Consider the following 19,269-nt stretch of genomic DNA (forward strand, 5'->3'; position numbering starts at 1 on the left):
TGGAAATGATTCGGATCAAATGCTGCCCGCCGGCGGAACCCGCCGCCGGACTCACTCGCGGGCGTAATCGTCCTGGTAGCGGATGATGTCGTCCTCGCCGAGGTAGCTGCCGGTCTGGACCTCGATCAGAACCATCGGCAGTTTGCCCGGGTTCTCCAGACGGTGCGTGGCACCGATCGGGATATAGACCGACTGGTTTTCCGACACGAGCTTGACCTCGTCGTCGATGGTCACCCGCGCGGTGCCCTCCACGACGATCCAGTGCTCCGAGCGGTGGTGGTGGCTTTGCAGGCTCAGTGCCGCGCCCGGGCGCACGACGATGCGCTTGACCTGGAAACGGTCGCCCAGAACGAGGCTTTCGAACCAGCCCCACGGACGGTGATCCTTGGGAAACGCCTCGGCCTGCCGCGCGCCCTTGTCCTTGAGCGCGGCGACGGCCTTTTTCACGTCCTGCGCGCGCGTGGCGTCGGCCACGAGAACCGCGTCAGGCATCGCCACTGTGATGATGCCCTGCAGGCCGATTCCCACCACCTCCAGCCCGGAATCCTCGGACCGCAGCATCGTGGTGTCGCAATCGATGGCCGTGGCCGCGCCCGACACCGCCACGCCGCGGTCGTCCTGCGGGGTTTCGCGCCACACCGCGTCCCAGCCGCCAAGGTCGGACCAGCCGGCGGAAAAGGGCACGGCGGTCAGGTTGTCCGCCTTCTCCATCACCGCGTAGTCGAGCGAGATGTCCTCGGCCGCCGCCCAGGCCGCGGGATCGAGCCGCAGGAAGCCGAGATCGGTCTGCCCCGTCTCGACCGCCGCGCGCACCGGCGCGAGCAGTTGCGGGGCGTGCGCCTCGAAGGCGTCGAGGATCGCGCGGACGGAGAACAGGAAGATGCCCGCGTTCCACAGGAAGTTGCCCGCGTCGAGCATTCGGGCGGCGCGCTCACGGTCCGGTTTCTCGACGAACCGGCGCAACGCGACCGGCTGCGGGGCGTCGCCCTGCGCCAGCTCGGCCAGTTCCAGGTAGCCGTATCCGGTTTCGGGGTGGGTGGGCCGAATGCCGAAGGTGACGAGTTGACCCGCCCGCGCGGCCGGTTCGCCTGCTGTCACCGCTTGGCGGAAGGCAGCCGGGTCGGGCACGACGTGGTCCGACGGCGCCACCAGCATCAGCGCATCGGGGTCCGTACGTTCCAGCCACAGCGCGGCGGCAAGGACGGCGGGCGCCGTGTTGCGTCCCTCGGGCTCGATCATGATGGCGCCCGGGTCCATGCCGACCTCGGTGAGCTGCTCGGTGACGATGAAGCGGAACTCGGCATTCGTCAGCACCAGCGGCGCGCCGTAGCCCGGCCCCGAAAGCCGCTCGGCCGAGGCCTGGAAGAGGGTTGTCTCCCCCAGAAGGGGCACGAACTGCTTGGGATAGCTCTTGCGCGACAGCGGCCACAGCCGCGTGCCCGATCCCCCGCACAGCAGAACCGGTGTGATCATGTCTTCCGGGTGCCTCGCCTCGCCGTTGTCTGTTTCATCTCTGTCGCATGTCGTGGCGGGACACAAGCCATTGGCGCGTGTGTCAGCCCGGCGGCAGGATCAGGATGGCGCGGAAATCGTTGACATTGGTCAGGGTCGGGCCTGTCACGACCTGCCTGTCCAGCGCGGCGAAGAAGGCATGCGCGTCGTTGTCGGCCAGCGCGGTTGCCGGATCCCGGCCCACCTTCTTCGCCCTCGCCTCGGTGTCCGGGCCAATGATCGCGCCCGCGACCTCGGCCGCGCCGTCCACGCCGTCGGTATCGCAGGCGAGGGCATGGATGCCCGGGGCCCCCTGCAACGCCACGGCCAGTGCGAGCGCGTATTCGGCGTTGGGCCCGCCGCAGCCGTCGCCACGGCGCGTCACCGTCAGTTCGCCGCCCGAAAGCAGCAGCAGCGGCGGCTGTCCGGCCGCCATGTCCTTCCACGCGGCGCGCGCACGGGCGGCATCGGCGCCGGCGACCTCGCGCGCCTCGCCCTCCAGCGCGTCGCCCATGATCTGCACGCGGCAGCCCGCGTCGCGGGCCAGCGCCGACGCGGCCCCGAGCGACTGGGACGGCGCGGCATAGACGAGGGCCTCGGCGCGGGCCAGCCGCGGGTCGTCGGGCGACACGACGCCGGTCTTGCCCGATAGCACGGCGCGCGCGGACGCCGGCACATCGATTCCATGCCTGTCCAGGATGGCGCGGGCCTCGGCCGGCGTGCTGGTGTCGCCCACAGTGGGGCCCGAGCCGATCATGCCCGGATCGTCGCCGGGCACGTCCGAGATCAGCAGCGCCAGAACCCGCGCGGGATGCGCCGCCGCGGCGAGCTGGCCGCCCTTGACCCGGCTGAGGTGCTTGCGCACGGTATTCATTTCGCCGATGGGCGCGCCGCTGGCCAGCAACGCGGCGTTGATGGCCATTTTGTCGTCCAGCGTGATCTCGCCCGCGGGCTGCACCAGCAGCGCCGAGGCGCCCCCGGAGATCAGGGCGAGCACGAGGTCGCCTTCGTCCAGCCCGGTCAGCATGTCGAGCATCCGCGCGGTGGCGTCGCGGCCGGCCGCGTCCGGCACGGGGTGCGCGGCCTCCACGATCTCGATGCCGGTGCATGGCCGGCCGTAGCCGTAGCGGGTGATGACCAGCCCCTCGCAGGGGCCGTAGTGGGCCTCGACTGCCTCGGCCATCCGGGCAGAGGCCTTGCCGGCGCCCACCACGACCAGGCGACCTGCCGGCGGCGGGGGAAGAAAATGGTGCAGGGTGCGCATCGGGTCGGCGACCGCGACGGCACGGTCGAACAGAGACCGCAGGAACGCGGCCGGATCGGCAATCTGTGACACTTTGCAGACCTCCCCGGGCGGTGCCGGCGCCTTTACCGGCGCCCGGATCCTAGCGCCCCGGGGTGTCGCGGGGCAATCCGCCCGCGGCAGGTGGCGGCGTGTTTGCGAAGCAGGTGGCGCCAGCTTGACAAATCCGGGGCGTCGGGCGACAGACGCGCCCATGTTGGCGACCATACTGCAAGTGGCTCTTGGCGGGGCGATCGGGGCGGCGGCACGCTACCTGGCGTCCGTGGGCACGATGCGGCTCATGGGGCCGGGGTTTCCCTGGGGCACGCTGGTGGTGAACGTCGCCGGGTCCTTCCTCATGGGCGTGCTGGTCGTCATTCTGGCCCATCGAGACGACACGCGCCTCGCGCCCTTCCTGATGACCGGCGTGCTGGGCGGGTTCACCACCTTCTCGGCCTTCTCGCTGGACGCCATGGCGATCTTCGAACGCGGCCAGGCCGCGCTGGCGGGGTTCTACGTGGGCGCCTCCGTCCTTTTGTCGCTGGGCGCGATCGTTCTGGCGATGTATCTGGTCCGCGGGTTCTACCAGTGAGCCGCGTGCAGACCCTGACGGTGCCCGGCGATGCCGCCGACCAGCGGCTGGACCGGTGGCTGCGCCGGCAGTTCCCGCACCTGCCGCAGGGCCGGATCGAGAAGATGTGCCGCAAGGGCGAGCTGCGCGTCGATGGCGGGCGCGTGAAGGCGAGCACCCGGTTGGTGGAGGGGCAGAGCGTCCGGGTGCCGCCGCTGCCGGATCCTGCGGGAGCCGCACCAAGAGCGGCGCAAAGGCTCGGCGATGCCGATGCCGAGATGATCCGGCGAACGGTGATCTACCGCGACGACCACGTCATCGCGCTGAACAAGCCGCCGGGGCTGCCGGTGCAGGGCGGATCGGGCCAGAACCGCCACGTCGACGGCCTGGCCGAGGCCTTGCGTTTCGAACTGGACGACAAGCCACGCCTCGTGCACCGGCTGGACAAGGATACCTCGGGCGTTCTGATCATGGCACGCACGCGCAAGGTTGCCACGGGCCTCACCGCGGCTTTCCGCGCGCGCGACGCGCGCAAGATCTACTGGGCGGCGGTGGCCGGCGTGCCCAGTCCGCGCATCGGCACGATCCGCTACGGGCTGGTCAAGGCGCCGGTCCGCGGCGCCGGGGGCGAGGGCGAGAAGATGCATTGCGTGCATCCCGACGATGTGGCGGACACGCCCGGGGCAAAGAAGGCGGTGACGGATTTCGCGGTGATCGAGGCGGCCGCCAAGCGCTGTGCCTGGGTCGCTCTGGTGCCGGTGACGGGGCGCACGCACCAGTTGCGGGCACACATGGCACAGATCGGGCATCCCATCGTGGGCGATGGCAAGTACGGTGCCCACGCGCAGGAGACGCCGGGAGGCGGGCAGGGCGCGCAGCTGGGCGGGGAAATCAGCCGCAAGCTGCACCTGCACGCGCGCAGCCTGACGCTGGATCACCCCGTGACCGGCGCGCGGCTGAACCTGACCGCGCCGCTGCCGCGGCACATGGCCGACACCTGGGCGACCTTCCAGTGGGACACTGCCGCCGCGCCCGAGGACCCGTTCGAGGAGCCGGAATGATGTCGCCGCGCCTGCGCCTCATCGTCTTCGACGTCGACGGCACGCTGGTGGACAGCCAGAACGACATTGTAGCGGCGATGGCCGATGCCTTTTCCCGCGCCGGGTTGCCGGCGCCGCCGCGCGCGGCCGTGCTGGGTATCGTCGGGCTGTCGCTGGACGTGGCCATGGACCGGCTCGCGCCGCAGGCGCCCGCGCCGCTGCGGGGCGAAATGGTGTCTTGGTACAAGGACGCCTACGTCGGCTTGCGCGCCCGCTCGGGCGCGGCGGAGGCTTCGCCGCTCTACCCCGGCGCACGCGAGACGCTGGAGCGTCTGCATGCGGTGCCCGAGAACATCCTCGGCGTGGCCACCGGCAAGTCGCGCCGCGGGCTCGACAAGCTGTTCGAGGGCCATGCGCTGGACCGGTATTTCCTGACCCGGCAGGTCAGTGACCACCATCCGTCCAAGCCGCATCCGGCGATGCTGATGGCCGCGCTGTCCGAGACCGGCGTCGCGCCCGGCGACGCGGTGATGGTCGGCGATACGAGTTTCGACATGGAAATGGCGCGGGCGGCCGGGATGCGGGCCATCGGCGTGAGCTGGGGCTACCACCCGCGCGGGGCGCTTGCCGGGGCGGAGAGGGTCATCGACGATTTCGGCGAACTGCCGGCCTGCCTCGATGCGTTATGGGAGACTGCGGCATGAGCGAATGGACACCCAAACGGTTCTGGACCACGGCCGAGGCGGCGGAAACCGACGCCGGCTTCGCGGTCCGGCTGGACGGCCGGGTTGTGAAGACGCCCGCCAAGCGCACGCTCGCGGTGCCCACGCGTGCCCTGGCCGAGGAAATCGCCGCGGAATGGCAGGCGCAGGGTGACAAGGTTGACCCGGCCACCATGCCGGCGACGCGATCGGCCAACGCGGCGCTCGACAAGGTGGTGCCGCAGCATGCCGAGGTCGCGACGATGATCTCGGCCTATGGCGATACCGACCTGGCCTGTTACCGCGCGGATTATCCCGAGGGGCTGGCAGAGCGGCAGGCCCGCGCGTGGGACCCGCTGCTCGACTGGGTCGCGCGGGAGGCGGGCGCGCGCCTGACGCCGGTAAGCGGCGTCATGCACGTGCCCCAGGATCCGCGGGCGCTGGCCCGGCTGGACGCGTGGGTGCGTGGCATGGACGCCTTCGCGCTGACGGCGCTGCACGATCTGGTCGGCCTGTCGGGGTCCCTGGTGATCGGTCTGGCCGCCACGAGGGACGTCATGACGCCCGAGGCGCTGTGGACGGCCTCGCGCATCGACGAAACCTGGCAGGAAGAGCAGTGGGGCACCGATGAACAGGCGGCGGCGCAGGCCGCCAGGAAACGATCGGATTTTCTGCATGCCCACAGGTTTTACAATCTTTCGCGGCCCGCGGGACAAGGCGATCGCGGCCCGGACAACCTCGGGCATGACCATCGTTTTTCTTGATGCGGGACTTGACGATCCGAGATGAATCCAATCACACTCCCTTGCACTGAGGGGGTGGACCCTCTGCAGTATCGCCCCGGTCCCGCCGGGACCGAAGAAAAAAACCGTTCTTGAAAAAGGGCGGCCAATCAGGAAGAGGTAAAGATGAAAAAATCCGTATTTCTTGGCGCGTTGACTGTCGCCGGTCTGACCGCCGGTGCCGCTGCCGCTGCCACGCTTGACGACATCAAGGCGCGCGGAAAGCTGAACTGCGGCGTCACCACCGGCCTTGTCGGCTTTGCCGCGCCGGACGCCAACGGCGAATGGCAGGGCTTTGACGTGGCCGTCTGCCGCGCTGTCGCAGCCGCCGTGCTGGAGGACAAGACGGCCGTCGAATTCGTGCCCACCACCGGCAAGACGCGCTTCACCGCGCTCGCGTCGGGCGAGGTGGACATGCTGGCCCGCAACACGACCTGGACGCTGACCCGTGACGTCGACCTGAAGAACGAGTTCGTCGGCATCAACTACTATGACGGTCAGGGCTTCATGATTCCGAAGGCGCTGGGCGTGACCTCGGCCAAGGAGTTGAACGGCGCGACCGTCTGCATCCAGACCGGCACCACGACCGAACTCAACCTCGCGGACTTCTTCCGCGCCAACGACATGGAATACGAGCCGGTCCCGATCGAGACCAACGCCGAGGCCCAGCAGCAGTACCTGGCGGGTGCCTGCGACGTCTACACCACCGACAGCTCCGGCCTGGCCGCGACGCGCGCAACCTTCGAGAACCCGTCGGATCACGTGATCCTGCCCGAGATCATCTCGAAGGAACCGCTTGGCCCGCTGGTGCGCCACGGGGACCAGGCGTGGGGCGACATCGTCCGCTGGACGCTGAACGCGCTGATCTCGGCCGAGGAGAACGGCCTGACCTCGGCAAACGTGGAAGAACTGGCCGAGAAGGGCACCGACAAGCCGGAAGTCAACCGCATCCTCGGCGTCGAGGGCAACCTGGGCGAGATGCTCGGGCTCGACGATCGCTGGGCCGTGCGGGCGATCGCGGCGGGCGGCAACTATGGCGAGCTTTTCGCCAAGCACATCGGTGAGGACACGCCGGTCGGCCTCGCGCGCGGGCTGAACGCGCTGTGGACCGATGGCGGCCTGATGTACGCACCGCCGTTCCGCTAAGGCGGGACAGCCGAGGGGCGCGGCACCCCCGCGCCCCTCGGTCACGTGCGTCCAACGGACCGGCCCGCGGCCATCGAGCCGACAACAAGGATACGGGGCCGGCAGACAGGGAAAATCCCATATGACCACACACTCCGACCCGCCGCAGGAGTCGTTCCGGCTGTCGATGCTTCTTTACGACACCCGGTATCGGTCGATGACCATCCAGGTGGTCGCGCTGATCGGGTTCATGCTTGCGGCCGCCTGGCTGATCAACAACACGATGCAGAACCTCGCCGCGCTGGGAAAGCCGGTGGAATTCGGGTTTTTCACCGAACCCTCGAGCTATGACATCAACCAGCACATCCTGGAATACGACAGCCGGGACACGCACCTGCGGGCCTCGTTCATCGGGCTTCTGAACACGATCATCGTGGCGGTGCTGGGCTGTGTGACCGCGACCATCGTCGGCGTTCTCGTGGGGGTTCTGCGGCTTTCGAAGAACTGGCTCGTTGCCAAGATCATGGCCGTCTACGTCGAGATGTTCCGCAACGTGCCGGTGCTTCTGTGGATCGTGCTGGCCATGGCCATCCTGATCGAGAGCCTGCCGCGCCCCTCGGCCTTCCGCGGCGATGACCCGGACGCGACGATGAAGATCTTTGACAGCGTCGCGCTGACGAACCGGGGCGTCTACGTCCCCGAGCCGCTGCTGTCCAACAGCCTGGGCAATATCCACCTTTTCGGGCAAAGCAGCCTGCGGATGGATGTCTCGCTGGATCTGCTCGCGCTTGTCGTGGTGCTCGGGTTGTCCATCTTCGCCGCGCGCAAGGTCACTGCGCGGGCCGAAAGGATCCAGAACGCCACGGGCGAGCGGCCGACGACGTGGTACATCAACCTCGGGATCATCTTGATCCCCTCGGCCATTCTGCTCACCGCGCTCGGCCTGCACCTTGGGTATCCCGAGTTGAAGGGCTTCAATTTCGGTGGCGGCATCCACATGCGCAACTCGCTGATCGCGCTGTGGATGGCACTGGGCCTCTATACCGCGGCCTTCGTGGCCGAAATCGTGCGTGCCGGCATCCTGGCGGTCTCGCACGGCCAGACGGAAGCCGCCGCCGCGCTGGGGCTGCGGCCCAACCGTGTCATGCAGCTTGTGGTCTTGCCGCAGGCGCTGCGGGTGATCGTGCCGCCGCTGATCTCGCAGTACCTGAACCTGACGAAGAACTCGTCGCTGGCGATCGCCGTGGGCTACATGGACATCACCGGCACGCTGGGCGGGATCACGATGAACCAGACGGGGCGCGAGCTGGAATGCGTGCTGCTTCTGATGCTGGTCTACCTGACCCTGTCGCTCATCATCTCGTCGGTGATGAACTGGTACAACAACCGCGTCAAACTGGTGGAGCGGTAGCATGACACAGAAGGCATTCGTCCGAACCGAGATGCTGCCCGAGCAGGATCCCCCGCCCACCGAGGCCGGGATCGTCGGCTGGATACGCGAGAACCTGTTCTCGGGATGGCTGAACACGCTGCTCACGCTGCTGGCGATCGGGGTCATCTACTACGTGCTTTCGGGCCTGCTGCCCTGGATCTTCCAGTCGGTCTGGAACGCGGGGTCCCTGGACGAGTGCCGCGAGATCATGAAGGCCACCTGGGGCGAAACCCATGGCCATGCCTGCTGGGCGGTGATCAAGGACCGCTGGCTTCAGTTGCTCTATGGCTTCTACCCGCCCTATCCGGTTTACCCCGACGCGAACTTCGGCGAGGCGCCGGTGGGCCACTGGCTGCCCGCGTACTTCCGCCCGAACCTCGCGCTGGTGTTGCTGTTCGCGGCGCTTGCACCCGTGCTGTTCGACCGCGTGCCGCGCAAGATGCTGGTCTTCACCGCGATTTACCCGTTCGTGATGCCCTGGCTGATGTGGGGCGGCTCGGTCTGGACGCCGGTCGGCATTGCCGCGGGGTTCGCGATCCTCTTCGCCGTGATCCGCTACGGCCAGGTGGCGATGGGGTTCCTTCTCGCGGTGATCGTCGGCGTGCTGGCCGCGCTTCTCTGGTGGGGGCTCATCATGGGCTATGTCACCGCCGGGCTGGACCAGATCGTGCCGATCGCGATCCCATCGGTCGAAAGCCGCGAGTTCGGCGGCTTCATGCTGGCGATCCTGATCGGGGTGGTGGCGATCGGGCTGTCACTGCCCATCGGCATCGTCCTCGCGCTGGGGCGGCGGTCGGACCTGCTGATCATCAAGTCGCTCAGCGTCGGCTTCATAGAACTGATCCGCGGCGTGCCGCTGATCACCCTGTTGTTCGTGGCCTCGGTGCTGCTCAACTATTTCATGCCGCCGGGCACCGATTTCGACATCATCATGCGGGTGATGATCATGGTCACGGTTTTCGCCTCGGCCTACACCGCCGAGGTGATCCGCGGCGGGCTGGCCGCGCTGCCCAAGGGGCAGTACGAGGGGGCCGACAGCCTCGGCCTCGATTACTGGCAGGCACAGCGGCTGATCATCATGCCGCAGGCGCTGAAGATCTCGATCCCCGGGATCGTCTCCACCTTCATCGGGGTGTTCAAGGACACCACGCTGGTGTCGATCATCGGCCTGCTCGATCCCATCGGGCTGAGCCAGGGCATCCGCGCCAACCAGGAATGGAACGGCATCTACTGGGAACTGTTCGCCTTCATCGCGTTGCTGTTCTTCGTCACCTGCTTCGGCATGTCCCGTTATTCCATGTGGCTGGAGCGCAAGCTCCAGAAGGGCCACTGACAAGAAAGGAAACCGCTGATGTCTGAACTGGCCATCGAGCGCGACGTCGACCGCTCCAGGATGCAGGTCTCCGACAAGGTCGCCGTCGAAATCACCGGAATGAACAAGTGGTTCGGCGCCTTCCACGTTCTGCGCGACATCAACCTGACCGTGAACGAGGGCGAGCGCATCGTCATCGCGGGGCCGTCGGGGTCGGGCAAGTCCACGCTGATCCGCTGCATCAACGCGCTGGAGGAGCACCAGCAGGGCCGGATCGTGGTGGACGGCACCGAGCTGTCCAACGACCTCAAGAACATCGACAAGATCCGGTCCGAGGTCGGGATGGTGTTCCAGCACTTCAACCTGTTCCCGCATCTGACGATCCTCGAGAACTGCACGCTGGCACCCATCTGGGTGCGCAAGACGCCCAAGCGCGAGGCCGACGAAACGGCGATGCATTTCCTCGAGAAGGTGAAGATCCCGGAACAGGCCGACAAGTATCCCGGCCAGCTGTCGGGGGGGCAGCAGCAGCGCGTCGCGATCGCCCGCTCGTTGTGCATGAAACCGCGGATCATGCTCTTTGACGAACCCACCTCGGCGCTGGATCCGGAAATGATCAAGGAAGTGCTCGATACCATGATCGAGCTCGCGGAGGAGGGGATGACGATGCTCTGCGTGACCCACGAGATGGGTTTCGCCCGGCAGGTCGCGAACCGCGTGATCTTCATGGACCAGGGCCAGATCGTGGAGCAGAACGAGCCCGAGGAGTTCTTCAACAACCCCAAGAGCGAGCGGACCAAGCTGTTCCTGAGCCAGATCCTGGGGCACTGACGGGGCAGGAGGGGGCTCTGCCCCCTCGGCCTTCGGCCTCACCCCCGGAGTATTTCGCCCAAGGTGAAGGACGGGGGCGTGTCAGTCCGGCAGGTCCTTCGGTACGACGAAGTCGACGACACGACCCGTGCCGGGCAACACGCCGCGCCAGTCGTCGGTGTCGAAATCCAGCACAAGCGTGGCCGCCGTGGGATACTTGTTGAACTTCGGGTGGTCCGGGCGCGCCTCGGCCAGTTGGCGCGCAACCTGTCCGATCGTCATGTTGTGGCCGATGACGGCAACGCAGGGCGCCTCGGCCCGGTGGATCACGGCGATCATGTCGCGCGGGCCGGCGTCGTAGAGGTCGGGCACACAGGACACGGGGATGCCCTCCGGCAGGGTCGGCGCGATGAGATCCCATGTTTCGCGGGTGCGCGCGGCGGTGCTGCACAGGACCAAATCGGGCACATGGCCGTGCTTGGCGAGCCATGCACCGATGCGCGGGGCATCGCGGCGGCCGCGGTCGTTCAGCGGGCGGGCGTGGTCGTCCAGTGCCGGGTCGTCCCAGCTCGATTTCGCGTGGCGGATCAGGATCAGGCGCAGGGTCATCGGAAGTGGTCCATGTGAAAGGCCGATTGCGCCTCGAGCCTGCCATGCCGCTGGCTGACCGGGCAAGCGCGGCGCACCGCGCAGCCACGCGCCATGCAGTCGTTGCCGGGCCGGTCGAGGTCGGTCTTGCAGGCGGCCACGTCATAACCGTCCGGACCAAGGGCCGAGACCGGGCATGCCGACAGGCAGGGGCGCGCGGCGCAGCTGTCGCAGGGGTTGGGCGGCGGCGCGGGCAACGGAAGGCGCCCGGCCAGCCCAAGCGCCCCGCGGAAGGACAGCATGAGGCCGGCGGTGTCATGCACGAGAAGCCCCACCGGCGAGACATGGGCCCGTCCCGTGGCCCGTGCCCACTGGACGAAGGGGTGGTGCGGCGGCCCGCCGAAAGGGAACAGCGGCACCGCGCCGAGGTCCTCGGCAAGCGCGCCGATCACCCGCCGCGACCAGCGGTCGAGCGGGTCGGGGGCGCCGTCGGCGTACTCGGGCTGACCCGTGAAATGGTCCCAGAAGCCGGGGTCGCGCGGGCCGAGCAGGACCAGCGTGCCCACGTCGGCCGGTGCCCCGGACGACGGCCCCGGATGAAAGGCGCCGAAGACCGACAGATGCGCGTCGGCGCAACGCCGCGCGACGGTCTCCAGGCCGGGGGCGTGTGCCTCAGCCGGCACGGATCATGGAGCCGGCCCCGTGCTCCGTGTAGAGTTCCAGAAGAACTGCGTTCGGCGCGCGGCCGTCGATGATGACCACGGCGCGCACGCCGCCGTCGATCGCGGCCAGCGCGGTTTCGGTCTTGGGGATCATGCCGCCGGCGATGATCCCCGCGCGGGTCATCTCGCGGATCTGGGCGGCGGTCAGTTCGGTCACGACCTCGCCACCGGCATCGCGCACGCCGTCGGTGTCGGTCAGCAGCAGCAGGCGGTCGGCCTTCAGCGCGGCGGCGATGGCACCGGCGGCGGTGTCGCCGTTTATGTTGAAGGTCTCGCCCTGCCGGCCCGCGCCCAGCGGCGCGATCACGGGGATCGCGTCGTCGGCAAAAAGCGTCGTCAGGATGGTGGTATCGATCTCGGTCGGCGCGCCGACGAGGCCGAGTTCCGGGTCCGCCGGATCGCAGGTGATAAGCCCCGCGTCCTTGCCCGAAAGCCCGACCGCCTTGCCGCCCTGCGCGTTGATCGCCTGAACGATCTTCTTGTTGACGAGGCCCGACAGCACCATTTCGACCACCTCCATGGTGGCCGCGTCGGTAACCCGCTTGCCGCCGACAAAATCGGATTCGATCCTCAGGCGTTCGAGCATCGAGTTGATCATCGGCCCGCCGCCGTGGACGATCACCGGGTTCACGCCCACCTGCTGCATGAGCACGACGTCGCGCGCGAAGCTTTCCATCGCGTCGTCGCTGCCCATCGCGTGGCCGCCCAGCTTGATGACGACGATCGCGCCATCGTAGCGCTGCAAGTAGGGCAGGGCCTCGGACAGGGTCCGGGCGGTGGCGATCCAGTCGCGGTTCATGTCACGTTTCTTCATGCGGTGTCCCTCGTGCCGCGGTTATCTCCGCCCGTGCGCAAAGGTGCAAGGGGGGCCGCTGCATTCGCCCGTGGCGGGCCGTCAGACGAGGCCGGCGATCGCGGCGCGCAGCGTGTCGATCCCCTCGCCCTTTTCGGCGGAGGTCAGGATGATCTCGGGGAAGGCCGCTGGATGCCGCGCGAGTGCGGTACCAACGCCCGACAGCAGCGCGTCGCGGTCCCTCGTCTTGACCTTGTCGGCCTTTGTCAGGACGCACTGGAAGGTCACCGCCGCGCTGTCGAGCAGCGACAGGATCTCCTCGTCCACCGGCTTGATCCCGTGCCGCGCGTCGATCAGCACGAAGGCCCGGCGCAGCGTGGCGCGCCCCGAAAGATAGGTCTTCAGAAGTGCCTGCCAGCGACGCACCACATCGAGCGGGGCGTTGGCGAATCCGTAGCCGGGCAGATCCACGAGGTAGAGCGCCTCGGCCGCGGAGAAGAAATTGATCTCCTGCGTCCGCCCGGGCGTGCCCGAGGTGCGCGCCAGCGCCTTGCGCCCGGTCAGAGCGTTGATGAGGCTGGACTTGCCGACGTTCGAGCGGCCGGCGAAACAGACCTCCGGGCGATCCGCCGACGGCAGGCCGTCCATCGCGACGACGCCCTTGAGAAAGCGCACGTCACCGGTGAGCAGGCGCCGCGCGCGCCCGGCGGTTTCGCCGTCGGGCGGGTGCGCCACGGGGAAGCTCATCTCGCTCACAGCGGTTCGACCCTGGCGCCGCGCGTGACCTCGCCCGAGCGGACAACCTCGGCGCGCACTCCGAAGTCACGGTGGCCCCAGCTTTCGAGCACGCCGAGAGTGTCGGTGTCGCGCCGCCCCGTGCCGGGGTTCGCCGTGGTCGCCTTGCATCGCTCGGTGCGTTCACGGGGAATCACGATGGCGTCCCCGACCCGGATTTCGCGGTCGATCCAGTCGAATTCCTCCCACGGGGCGAGGCCGTCGACCCAGATGTTGCCGCGCCAGCGCGCCGTCGAGATCGACCGGCCAAGCCGCCCCTCGACCGCACGGTGGGAGGCCAGGTTGCACAGCGTGACCGAGGGGAAATCGCTGTCGGTGTAGCCGCGCCCGGGGCAGGGCAGCACGCGCGCCGAGGCGGCACGGTCGTCGGGCATCAGCGGGCGGCTCCAGTCGAGCAGTGCCTGCGGATCTTCGTCGGGCCAGAAGACCAGGTCGGGCAGATCGGGATGGCGCAGCACAAGGCGCCGTGCCCCCGGATCCAGTTCGGCGGTGATCGCCATGAGGGCCGGCGCCTTGGCCCCGCGCGAGAAATGGGCGCAGGGCACCCATTCGGACCCGTCGGCACCGGAGCGGTCGTGCGCGACGGCCCAGGTGCGGTCCCACGGGATCGTGGCGCCCGCGGTCAGGGTCACGCGCTCGAGCGGCTCGCGGCCGTGGGACTTGACCGGATACCGCCAGAGCGCGTTCACCCGGCTCATTTCTTCGTCTTCTCGTCTGCCGTCTTTCGCTGGAAGCTGGCCTTGATGTTGCCGAAGACGTCCGGCTTGTAGCCCTGGCTGCGCATGATCGCGTACTGCTGCAGGAACGTCAGCATGTTGTTCGCGATCCAGTAGAGCACCAGCCCGCTGGCGAAGTTCCCGAGGATGAACATGAAGACCCAGGGCATCCAGGCAAAGATCATCGCCTGCGTCGGATCGGTGGGCGAGGGGTTCAGCTTTTGTTGCAGCCACATCGACACGCCGAGAAGGATCGGCAGGACACCCAGAGAAACGATCCCCAGGATCGACCCGGGATCGGGCACGCCCCACGGCATCAGGCCGAAAAGGTTGAGGATCGACGACGGGTCGGGGGCCGACAGGTCGCGGATCCAGCCGATCCAGGGCGCGTGGCGCAACTCCAGGGTGACGAAGATCACCTTGTAGAGCGAGAAGAAGATCGGGATCTGAAGCAGGATCGGCAGGCAGCCGGAAGCCGGGTTGACCTTTTCGCGCTTGTAGAGCTCCATCATCTCTTTCTGGAGCTTCTGCTTGTCGTCGCCGGCGGCCTCCTTGATCTGCTCCATCTGCGGCTGGAGTTCCTTCATCTTGGCCATCGACGAATACGACTTGTAGGACAGCGGCAACAGGATGATCTTGATCAGCAGCGTCAGCCCGATGATCGCCCAGCCCATCGAGCCCGCGATGCCCAGCCCGTTGAGCGTGACGTTGAGCCAGTGCAGTACCGCGAAGATCGGCTTGGTCAGGAAGAAGAACCAGCCCCAGTCTATCGAATCCAGGAAGCGGACGACGCCGTCATCGTTCTGGTATTCGCGGATCGTGTCCCATTCCTTGGCGCCGGCGAACAGCCGGGTCCGGGTCTCGACCGACTCGCCCGGGCCGACGGTGCGCGTGGGCATCACCGTCTCGGTCTGGTAGATCTCGCGCCGCGGGTCGAACTTGGCGACCGACTTGAAGGACTTGCCCTGCTCCGGGATGAGCGTGGTCATCCAGAAGTGATCCGTGAAGCCGGTCCAGCCGTTTTCCGCCACGCGCGTCACCTCGGCGCGGGCGCCCTCGGCCGGGTTCATCTCGAAATCGGCCATGTCGGAATAGCCGGTTTCGGTCAGTTCGCCATCGCTCATGGCGATGAGACCTTCGTGGAGGATGAAGAAGTTCTTCAGGTCGGGCGGTTCGCCGTGGCGGGCAAGAATACCGTACGGCGCGAGCGCGGCCGGATTGTCGCCCGTGTTCTCCACGGATTGCGTGACGGTGAACATGTAGTCCTCGTCAACCGCGAACTCGCGTCGGAAAACAAGGCCGGCGCCGTTGTCCCACACCAGCGTCACCGGGCTTTCCGGGGTGAGCGGCCCGCCGTCCTCGACCTGCCAGACGGTATTGGCGCCCGGAACGGTATCCAGCGTCAACCCGGCACCGGGCGCCCAGCCGAACAGGGCGTAATACGGGTTGGCGGTGCCGATGGGCGAAAGCAGGTCGACGATGTCGGAATCGGATTTCAGCGTCTCGCGGTAATTCTTGAGAGACAGCTGGTCGATGCGCCCGCCCTTGAGCGAGATCCCCCCCTTCAGGCTTGCAGTGTCGATCTCGACACGCGGCGCGTCCTCTTTCAGCGTCTCGGCGGCCTCGGGCGCGGCCCCCTCGGCGTCCTCGGGCGGGGCGGCCACGGGGCCGGGCGCGGTGGCGGTATCGTCCGCCGTGGTGCTTTCACCCGCCGAGGTTCCATCCGGCGCGCGCGCGGTTTCCGGCTCGGGCGGGGGAAAGAGCACGAACCAGATCAGGATCACGAGGAAACTGAGCGCAGTCGCCAGGATGAGGTTCTTGTTCTGATCGTCCATCGCGGAAGGCCACCGGTGTTTGTGTTTCACGGGCCTTCAACAGAGTGCGGCTCCAAAGGTCAAGTGTGGAATGCGCGTGCCGGGTCGGGTGGCAGGACATGTCACTCCGGCTCAGCGGGCGTCCCGGCCGATCCGGGGTGGCGCCGAGATCGTGGCGTCATGGGCCCTTATCCAGTCGGCGGTCTGGTCGGCGGGCATGGGCCGGGCGATTCCGAAACCCTGTACGTGGCCGCAGCCCAGTTGGGCCAGCATGGCGTGTTCCCCGGCCGTTTCCACCCCTTCGGCAAGCGTGTCGAGCCCGAGGCGTTCGGCCATGACCAGGATGGCCGAGACCATGCGCTGCTGTTCGCCGTCGCGGTCGACCTTCATCACGAAAGAGCGGTCGATCTTGAGGCGCTGCACCGCGAACCGCCGGATCGCGGAGATCGAGGAATGCCCGGTCCCGAAATCGTCGAGGTCGATGCCGCACCCCAGCCGGGCCAGCCCGGCGATGTTGCGCGCGACCACGTCGTCGGGCGAGGTGGCGACCACGGTTTCGAGGATCTCCACCGCCAGCCGCCCGGGGGCGAGGTCGAACCTGTCGAGTTCCCATTCCACCTTGGTCACAAGCCGCGGGTTGTGCAGTTCCCCGGCCGCGAGGTTGATTCCCACGCGCGGGATGTCGAACCCCGCGGCATCCCAGTCCTTCAGGGCCTGAAGCGCGTTGAACAGCATGACATCCCCCAACCGCTCGAGTCCGCCCGACCGCTCGAGGATGGGCAGGAACGCGGACGGCGCGATCACGCCGCGTTCGGGGTGAACCCAGCGCGCCAGCGCCTCGAACCCGGTCAGCTGTCCCGTGTCGGTGGAAACCTGCGGCTGAAACCAGGGCTGTATCTGGCCGTTTTCCAGCGCGCGGCCCGCCTCGGTGATCTCGGGTGGCCCGGCGACGGTCCGCGCTTCGCTGCCGGGGGAAAAGGCCCGCACCGCAGCCGGTGCTTCGTGGCGGGCTGAATCCAGCGCCGTGCTGGCCGCCTCGATCAATGCCCGGCCATCGGGGGATGGCAGTTGCCCTGACAGGCAGAAACCCAGCGATACGGATATGTAGAGCGCCGCGCCGTCAAGCGTCACCGGCTCCTCCGCGGCGGCCTGAAGGCGCCCGCAAAGCGCGAGAGCCGCCCCGAGGTCGAGATGGCGCACCGGCGACAGGGCGATGCCGAAGCGGTGCGTATCGAGCATGACGACCGTGTCCGGCGCGCGCAGCACGGATTGGAACCGCGCCAGGAGCCGTTCGGCGACATCGTCGGCGGCGGCCTGTCCGTGCCGGTCGAGCAACGCGTCGAAATCGTCGATCTCGATCAGGAAGCACCCGGATTTGGACGCGCCGGCGCCATTGTCCGCGGGTCCGGTGTCCAGCGCCCGTTCCAGCAGTTCCTGTGCCGATACGGGGGCGGGCCGTGACGCGGCGGCCTGCTGGGCGCCAGGGCCCAGGCTGGAAACGGCCAGCAGGGCCGGCAGGCAGAGCGCGACAAGCAGCAACAATCCCTCGCCGCCCAACCAAAAGGCCGCAAGCGCCGCGGCGGGCGCGAAGGCCAGCCAATGCGGCCCCTTCAGCGCCGGAACCAGGCGCCGCTGGAGTATCATCCGAATGCCCCCGAGGCCCGATTTCATAGCCAGCCCTTCCAGTGGTTCGCCGGAAAGGCTAGTGCCGGGCATTCAACACGCGCTTAATGCGACTCCGAAGCCGTGCCCGGATTTTCCTCGAATTTTCCCGATTGACGCACGAGACCGGCAAAATCGAACAGTGCCGGATCCAGAAGGTGCGAGGGCCGGGCATTCATCAGCGCACGGAACATGACCTGCCGCCGGCCGGGGCTGTTGGCCTCCCAGCCATCGAGGATCGCCTTGACCTGCTGGCGTTGCAGCCCGTCCTGGCTGCCACACAGGTCGCAGGGAATGATCGGGTAATCCATCGCGCGGGCGAACCTCTCGCAGTCGGCCTCGGCGACGTGGGCAAGCGGACGGTAGACGAAGAGGTCGCCCTCCTCGTTGACCAGCTTGGGCGGCATGGTGGCAAGCCGCCCACCGTGGAAGAGGTTCATGAAGAAGGTTTCCAGGATGTCGTCGCGGTGATGGCCCAGCACGACGGCCGAACACCCCTCCTCGCGCGCGATACGGTAGAGGTGCCCGCGCCGCAGGCGCGAACACAGCGCACAGTAGGTGCGGCCTTCGGGGATCTTGTCCGTGACGACGGAATAGGTGTCCTGGTACTCGATCCGGTGCGGCACGCCCATGCGCTTTAGGAATTCGGGCAGAACGGTCGCGGGAAATCCCGGTTGCCCCTGGTCGAGGTTGCAGGCCAGCAGCTCCACCGGCAGCAGGCCGCGCCACTGCAACTCGTGCAGCACGGCCAGCATGGTGTAGCTGTCCTTGCCGCCCGACAGGCAGACAAGCCACCGCGCGCCCTTTTCGACCATGGCGTAGCTTTCCACGGCCTCGCGAACGTTCTGCACTATGCGCTTGCGCAGCTTCTTGAACTCGGTGGTCCGGGGCGCGCCGGCCAGCAGCGCGTGGATCTCGTCGGTTTCGTCGAACATCATGCGCGCTATCGCAGATTCCGCCCCGGCGGGGAAGGGCAAAGCGGTCACGGATCGTCGCGATCGGGCACCGGGTCGTGGCCGCAGCCGCCCCAGGGGTTGCAGCGCAGGATGCGTCGCAGCGCGAGCCAGCCCCCCTTGACGGCGCCGTGCTTTTCCAGGGCCTCTAGCGCATAGGCGCTGCAGGTGGGGTAATAGCGGCAGTTGTGCCCCACCCAGGGCGACAGGACCAGGCGGTAGGCGCGCACCGGAAGGGCAAGGACGCGGGCAAGCGGCGTCATTCCCGCCCCCCGTGCAGCTTCTCCAGCGCCTGTTCCAGGTCGCGCTTGAGCTTGTCGAACGGCCGCTCGGCGGTGGCGCCGGCGCGGCCGACAAGAACGTAGTCCCAGCCCGCGCGGCCGTGGCGGGGCAGCACCTCGCGGGCGGCGGCGCGCAGGCGGCGCTTGGCGCGGTTGCGCGCCACGGCATTGCCGACCTTGCGTGAACAGGTGAAACCGACGCGGATGCCGGCCCCGTCCTCCTGCGGTCGCCTGCGCCTGGCCTGCACCATCATCGACGGCGTGCCCTGCTTGCGTGCGCGGGCAGCCTGCAAAAAATCGCGGCGGGTCTTGAGGGTCGTCAGACACGACGAAACCGCCGGGGCGTGGTTCCCCGCTGCGGTGTCGGGGGCCTCCGGCGGCGTCATCTGTCCGATCAAG

At 68.0% G+C, this 19,269-nt stretch carries 20 protein-coding genes; 8 read left to right on the forward strand and 12 right to left on the reverse strand.

Annotation, left to right across the window (positions count from 1 at the left end; translation table 11 throughout):
• Window positions 1-51: 51 nt before the first annotated feature.
• Window positions 52-1,473 (reverse strand): mannose-1-phosphate guanylyltransferase/mannose-6-phosphate isomerase, encoded by a 1,422-nt coding sequence (locus tag CEF10_RS01010; RefSeq protein WP_101065497.1) that lies wholly within the window; start codon window positions 1,471-1,473, stop codon window positions 52-54.
• An 82-nt stretch (window positions 1,474-1,555) separates the two neighbouring features.
• On the reverse strand, window positions 1,556-2,818 hold the full coding sequence (locus tag CEF10_RS01015) for a glycerate kinase type-2 family protein (RefSeq protein ID WP_232796379.1): 1,263 nt from the start codon (window positions 2,816-2,818) through the stop codon (window positions 1,556-1,558).
• Between the two features lie 169 nt (window positions 2,819-2,987).
• Here CEF10_RS01015 and crcB point away from each other — a divergent pair, with 169 nt between their 5' ends.
• From crcB to CEF10_RS01055, 8 genes are all read left to right on the forward strand, one after another.
• Window positions 2,988-3,365, forward strand: coding sequence for a fluoride efflux transporter CrcB (gene crcB / locus CEF10_RS01020; protein ID WP_101065498.1), 378 nt, complete (start codon window positions 2,988-2,990; stop codon window positions 3,363-3,365).
• Window positions 3,362-4,405, forward strand: coding sequence for an RluA family pseudouridine synthase (locus CEF10_RS01025; protein WP_101065499.1), 1,044 nt, complete (start codon window positions 3,362-3,364; stop codon window positions 4,403-4,405). Before crcB ends, CEF10_RS01025 begins: the two co-directional genes overlap by 4 nt.
• Window positions 4,405-5,088: an HAD-IA family hydrolase gene (locus tag CEF10_RS01030; RefSeq protein ID WP_101065998.1), complete on the forward strand. Its 684-nt coding sequence runs from the start codon at window positions 4,405-4,407 to the stop codon at window positions 5,086-5,088. The genes CEF10_RS01025 and CEF10_RS01030 overlap by 1 nt, the downstream gene beginning before the upstream one ends.
• A complete protein-coding gene (locus tag CEF10_RS01035; protein WP_101065500.1) occupies window positions 5,085-5,849 on the forward strand; it encodes an ATP12 family chaperone protein in 765 nt (254 codons plus the stop codon). Before CEF10_RS01030 ends, CEF10_RS01035 begins: the two co-directional genes overlap by 4 nt.
• 144 nt (window positions 5,850-5,993) lie before the next feature.
• Window positions 5,994-7,013, forward strand: coding sequence for an amino acid ABC transporter substrate-binding protein (locus CEF10_RS01040; RefSeq protein WP_101065501.1), 1,020 nt, complete (start codon window positions 5,994-5,996; stop codon window positions 7,011-7,013).
• A 121-nt stretch (window positions 7,014-7,134) separates the two neighbouring features.
• Window positions 7,135-8,403, forward strand: a complete 1,269-nt coding sequence (locus CEF10_RS01045) for an amino acid ABC transporter permease (RefSeq protein ID WP_101065502.1) — start codon at window positions 7,135-7,137, stop codon at window positions 8,401-8,403.
• Window position 8,404: 1 nt separating this feature from the next.
• Window positions 8,405-9,757: an amino acid ABC transporter permease gene (locus tag CEF10_RS01050; protein WP_101065503.1), complete on the forward strand. Its 1,353-nt coding sequence runs from the start codon at window positions 8,405-8,407 to the stop codon at window positions 9,755-9,757.
• Window positions 9,758-9,775: 18 nt separating this feature from the next.
• Complete coding sequence (locus CEF10_RS01055; protein ID WP_101065504.1) at window positions 9,776-10,567, forward strand: amino acid ABC transporter ATP-binding protein; 792 nt, start codon at window positions 9,776-9,778, stop codon at window positions 10,565-10,567.
• Window positions 10,568-10,648: 81 nt separating this feature from the next.
• Here the strand turns inward: CEF10_RS01055 and CEF10_RS01060 are convergent, their stop codons facing one another.
• From CEF10_RS01060 to rnpA, 10 genes are all read right to left on the reverse strand, one after another.
• Window positions 10,649-11,155, reverse strand: coding sequence for a SixA phosphatase family protein (locus CEF10_RS01060; protein ID WP_101065505.1), 507 nt, complete (start codon window positions 11,153-11,155; stop codon window positions 10,649-10,651).
• The gene (locus CEF10_RS01065; RefSeq protein WP_408638400.1) at window positions 11,152-11,817 is read right to left on the reverse strand and encodes a ferredoxin; all 666 of its coding nucleotides are present in this window, start codon (window positions 11,815-11,817) and stop codon (window positions 11,152-11,154) included. The genes CEF10_RS01060 and CEF10_RS01065 overlap by 4 nt, the downstream gene beginning before the upstream one ends.
• Entirely contained in the window at window positions 11,807-12,670 is an 864-nt protein-coding gene (gene argB / locus CEF10_RS01070; RefSeq protein ID WP_101065506.1) for an acetylglutamate kinase, read from the reverse strand. The genes CEF10_RS01065 and argB overlap by 11 nt, the downstream gene beginning before the upstream one ends.
• An 81-nt stretch (window positions 12,671-12,751) precedes the next feature.
• The gene (yihA, locus tag CEF10_RS01075) at window positions 12,752-13,396 is read right to left on the reverse strand and encodes a ribosome biogenesis GTP-binding protein YihA/YsxC (protein ID WP_101065507.1); all 645 of its coding nucleotides are present in this window, start codon (window positions 13,394-13,396) and stop codon (window positions 12,752-12,754) included.
• Between the two features lie 5 nt (window positions 13,397-13,401).
• Entirely contained in the window at window positions 13,402-14,142 is a 741-nt protein-coding gene (locus CEF10_RS01080; RefSeq protein ID WP_101065508.1) for an MOSC domain-containing protein, read from the reverse strand.
• Window positions 14,139-15,995: a membrane protein insertase YidC gene (yidC, locus tag CEF10_RS01085; protein WP_101065509.1), complete on the reverse strand. Its 1,857-nt coding sequence runs from the start codon at window positions 15,993-15,995 to the stop codon at window positions 14,139-14,141. Before yidC ends, CEF10_RS01080 begins: the two co-directional genes overlap by 4 nt.
• A gap of 111 nt (window positions 15,996-16,106) precedes the next feature.
• Window positions 16,107-17,618 (reverse strand): putative bifunctional diguanylate cyclase/phosphodiesterase, encoded by a 1,512-nt coding sequence (locus CEF10_RS01090; protein WP_232796363.1) that lies wholly within the window; start codon window positions 17,616-17,618, stop codon window positions 16,107-16,109.
• 83 nt (window positions 17,619-17,701) lie between these two features.
• Window positions 17,702-18,571 carry a tRNA 2-thiocytidine(32) synthetase TtcA gene (gene ttcA / locus CEF10_RS01095; protein ID WP_101066003.1) on the reverse strand — a complete coding sequence of 290 codons (870 nt, stop codon included), beginning with the start codon at window positions 18,569-18,571 and terminating at the stop codon, window positions 17,702-17,704.
• Window positions 18,572-18,618: 47 nt separating this feature from the next.
• The gene (gene yidD / locus CEF10_RS01100; RefSeq protein WP_101065511.1) at window positions 18,619-18,852 is read right to left on the reverse strand and encodes a membrane protein insertion efficiency factor YidD; all 234 of its coding nucleotides are present in this window, start codon (window positions 18,850-18,852) and stop codon (window positions 18,619-18,621) included.
• Complete coding sequence (gene rnpA / locus CEF10_RS01105) at window positions 18,849-19,256, reverse strand: ribonuclease P protein component (protein WP_101066005.1); 408 nt, start codon at window positions 19,254-19,256, stop codon at window positions 18,849-18,851. The genes yidD and rnpA overlap by 4 nt, the downstream gene beginning before the upstream one ends.
• Between the last annotated feature and the right edge of the window lie 13 nt (window positions 19,257-19,269).

Origin of the sequence: Roseovarius salinarum (genome assembly GCF_002834145.1) — a bacterium.
Classification (GTDB): Bacteria; Pseudomonadota; Alphaproteobacteria; order Rhodobacterales; family Rhodobacteraceae; genus Roseovarius; species Roseovarius salinarum.

Excerpts from the sequence above, each read along its gene's own strand:
- yihA (WP_101065507.1), bottom strand. The coding sequence starts at position 13,396 with ATGAGCTTCCCCGTGGCGCACCCGCCCGACGGCGAAACCGCCGGGCGC.
- CEF10_RS01040 (WP_101065501.1), top strand. The coding sequence starts at position 5,994 with ATGAAAAAATCCGTATTTCTTGGCGCGTTGACTGTCGCCGGTCTGACC.
- yidD (WP_101065511.1), bottom strand. The coding sequence starts at position 18,852 with ATGACGCCGCTTGCCCGCGTCCTTGCCCTTCCGGTGCGCGCCTACCGC.
- rnpA (WP_101066005.1), bottom strand. The coding sequence starts at position 19,256 with ATGACGCCGCCGGAGGCCCCCGACACCGCAGCGGGGAACCACGCCCCG.
- CEF10_RS01055 (WP_101065504.1), top strand. The coding sequence starts at position 9,776 with ATGTCTGAACTGGCCATCGAGCGCGACGTCGACCGCTCCAGGATGCAG.
- crcB (WP_101065498.1), top strand. The coding sequence starts at position 2,988 with ATGTTGGCGACCATACTGCAAGTGGCTCTTGGCGGGGCGATCGGGGCG.
- CEF10_RS01045 (WP_101065502.1), top strand. The coding sequence starts at position 7,135 with ATGACCACACACTCCGACCCGCCGCAGGAGTCGTTCCGGCTGTCGATG.
- CEF10_RS01030 (WP_101065998.1), top strand. The coding sequence starts at position 4,405 with ATGTCGCCGCGCCTGCGCCTCATCGTCTTCGACGTCGACGGCACGCTG.
- CEF10_RS01060 (WP_101065505.1), bottom strand. The coding sequence starts at position 11,155 with ATGACCCTGCGCCTGATCCTGATCCGCCACGCGAAATCGAGCTGGGAC.
- argB (WP_101065506.1), bottom strand. The coding sequence starts at position 12,670 with ATGAAGAAACGTGACATGAACCGCGACTGGATCGCCACCGCCCGGACC.
- CEF10_RS01080 (WP_101065508.1), bottom strand. The coding sequence starts at position 14,142 with ATGAGCCGGGTGAACGCGCTCTGGCGGTATCCGGTCAAGTCCCACGGC.
- ttcA (WP_101066003.1), bottom strand. The coding sequence starts at position 18,571 with ATGTTCGACGAAACCGACGAGATCCACGCGCTGCTGGCCGGCGCGCCC.
- CEF10_RS01090 (WP_232796363.1), bottom strand. The coding sequence starts at position 17,618 with ATGATACTCCAGCGGCGCCTGGTTCCGGCGCTGAAGGGGCCGCATTGG.
- CEF10_RS01035 (WP_101065500.1), top strand. The coding sequence starts at position 5,085 with ATGAGCGAATGGACACCCAAACGGTTCTGGACCACGGCCGAGGCGGCG.
- CEF10_RS01010 (WP_101065497.1), bottom strand. The coding sequence starts at position 1,473 with ATGATCACACCGGTTCTGCTGTGCGGGGGATCGGGCACGCGGCTGTGG.
- yidC (WP_101065509.1), bottom strand. The coding sequence starts at position 15,995 with ATGGACGATCAGAACAAGAACCTCATCCTGGCGACTGCGCTCAGTTTC.
- CEF10_RS01050 (WP_101065503.1), top strand. The coding sequence starts at position 8,405 with ATGACACAGAAGGCATTCGTCCGAACCGAGATGCTGCCCGAGCAGGAT.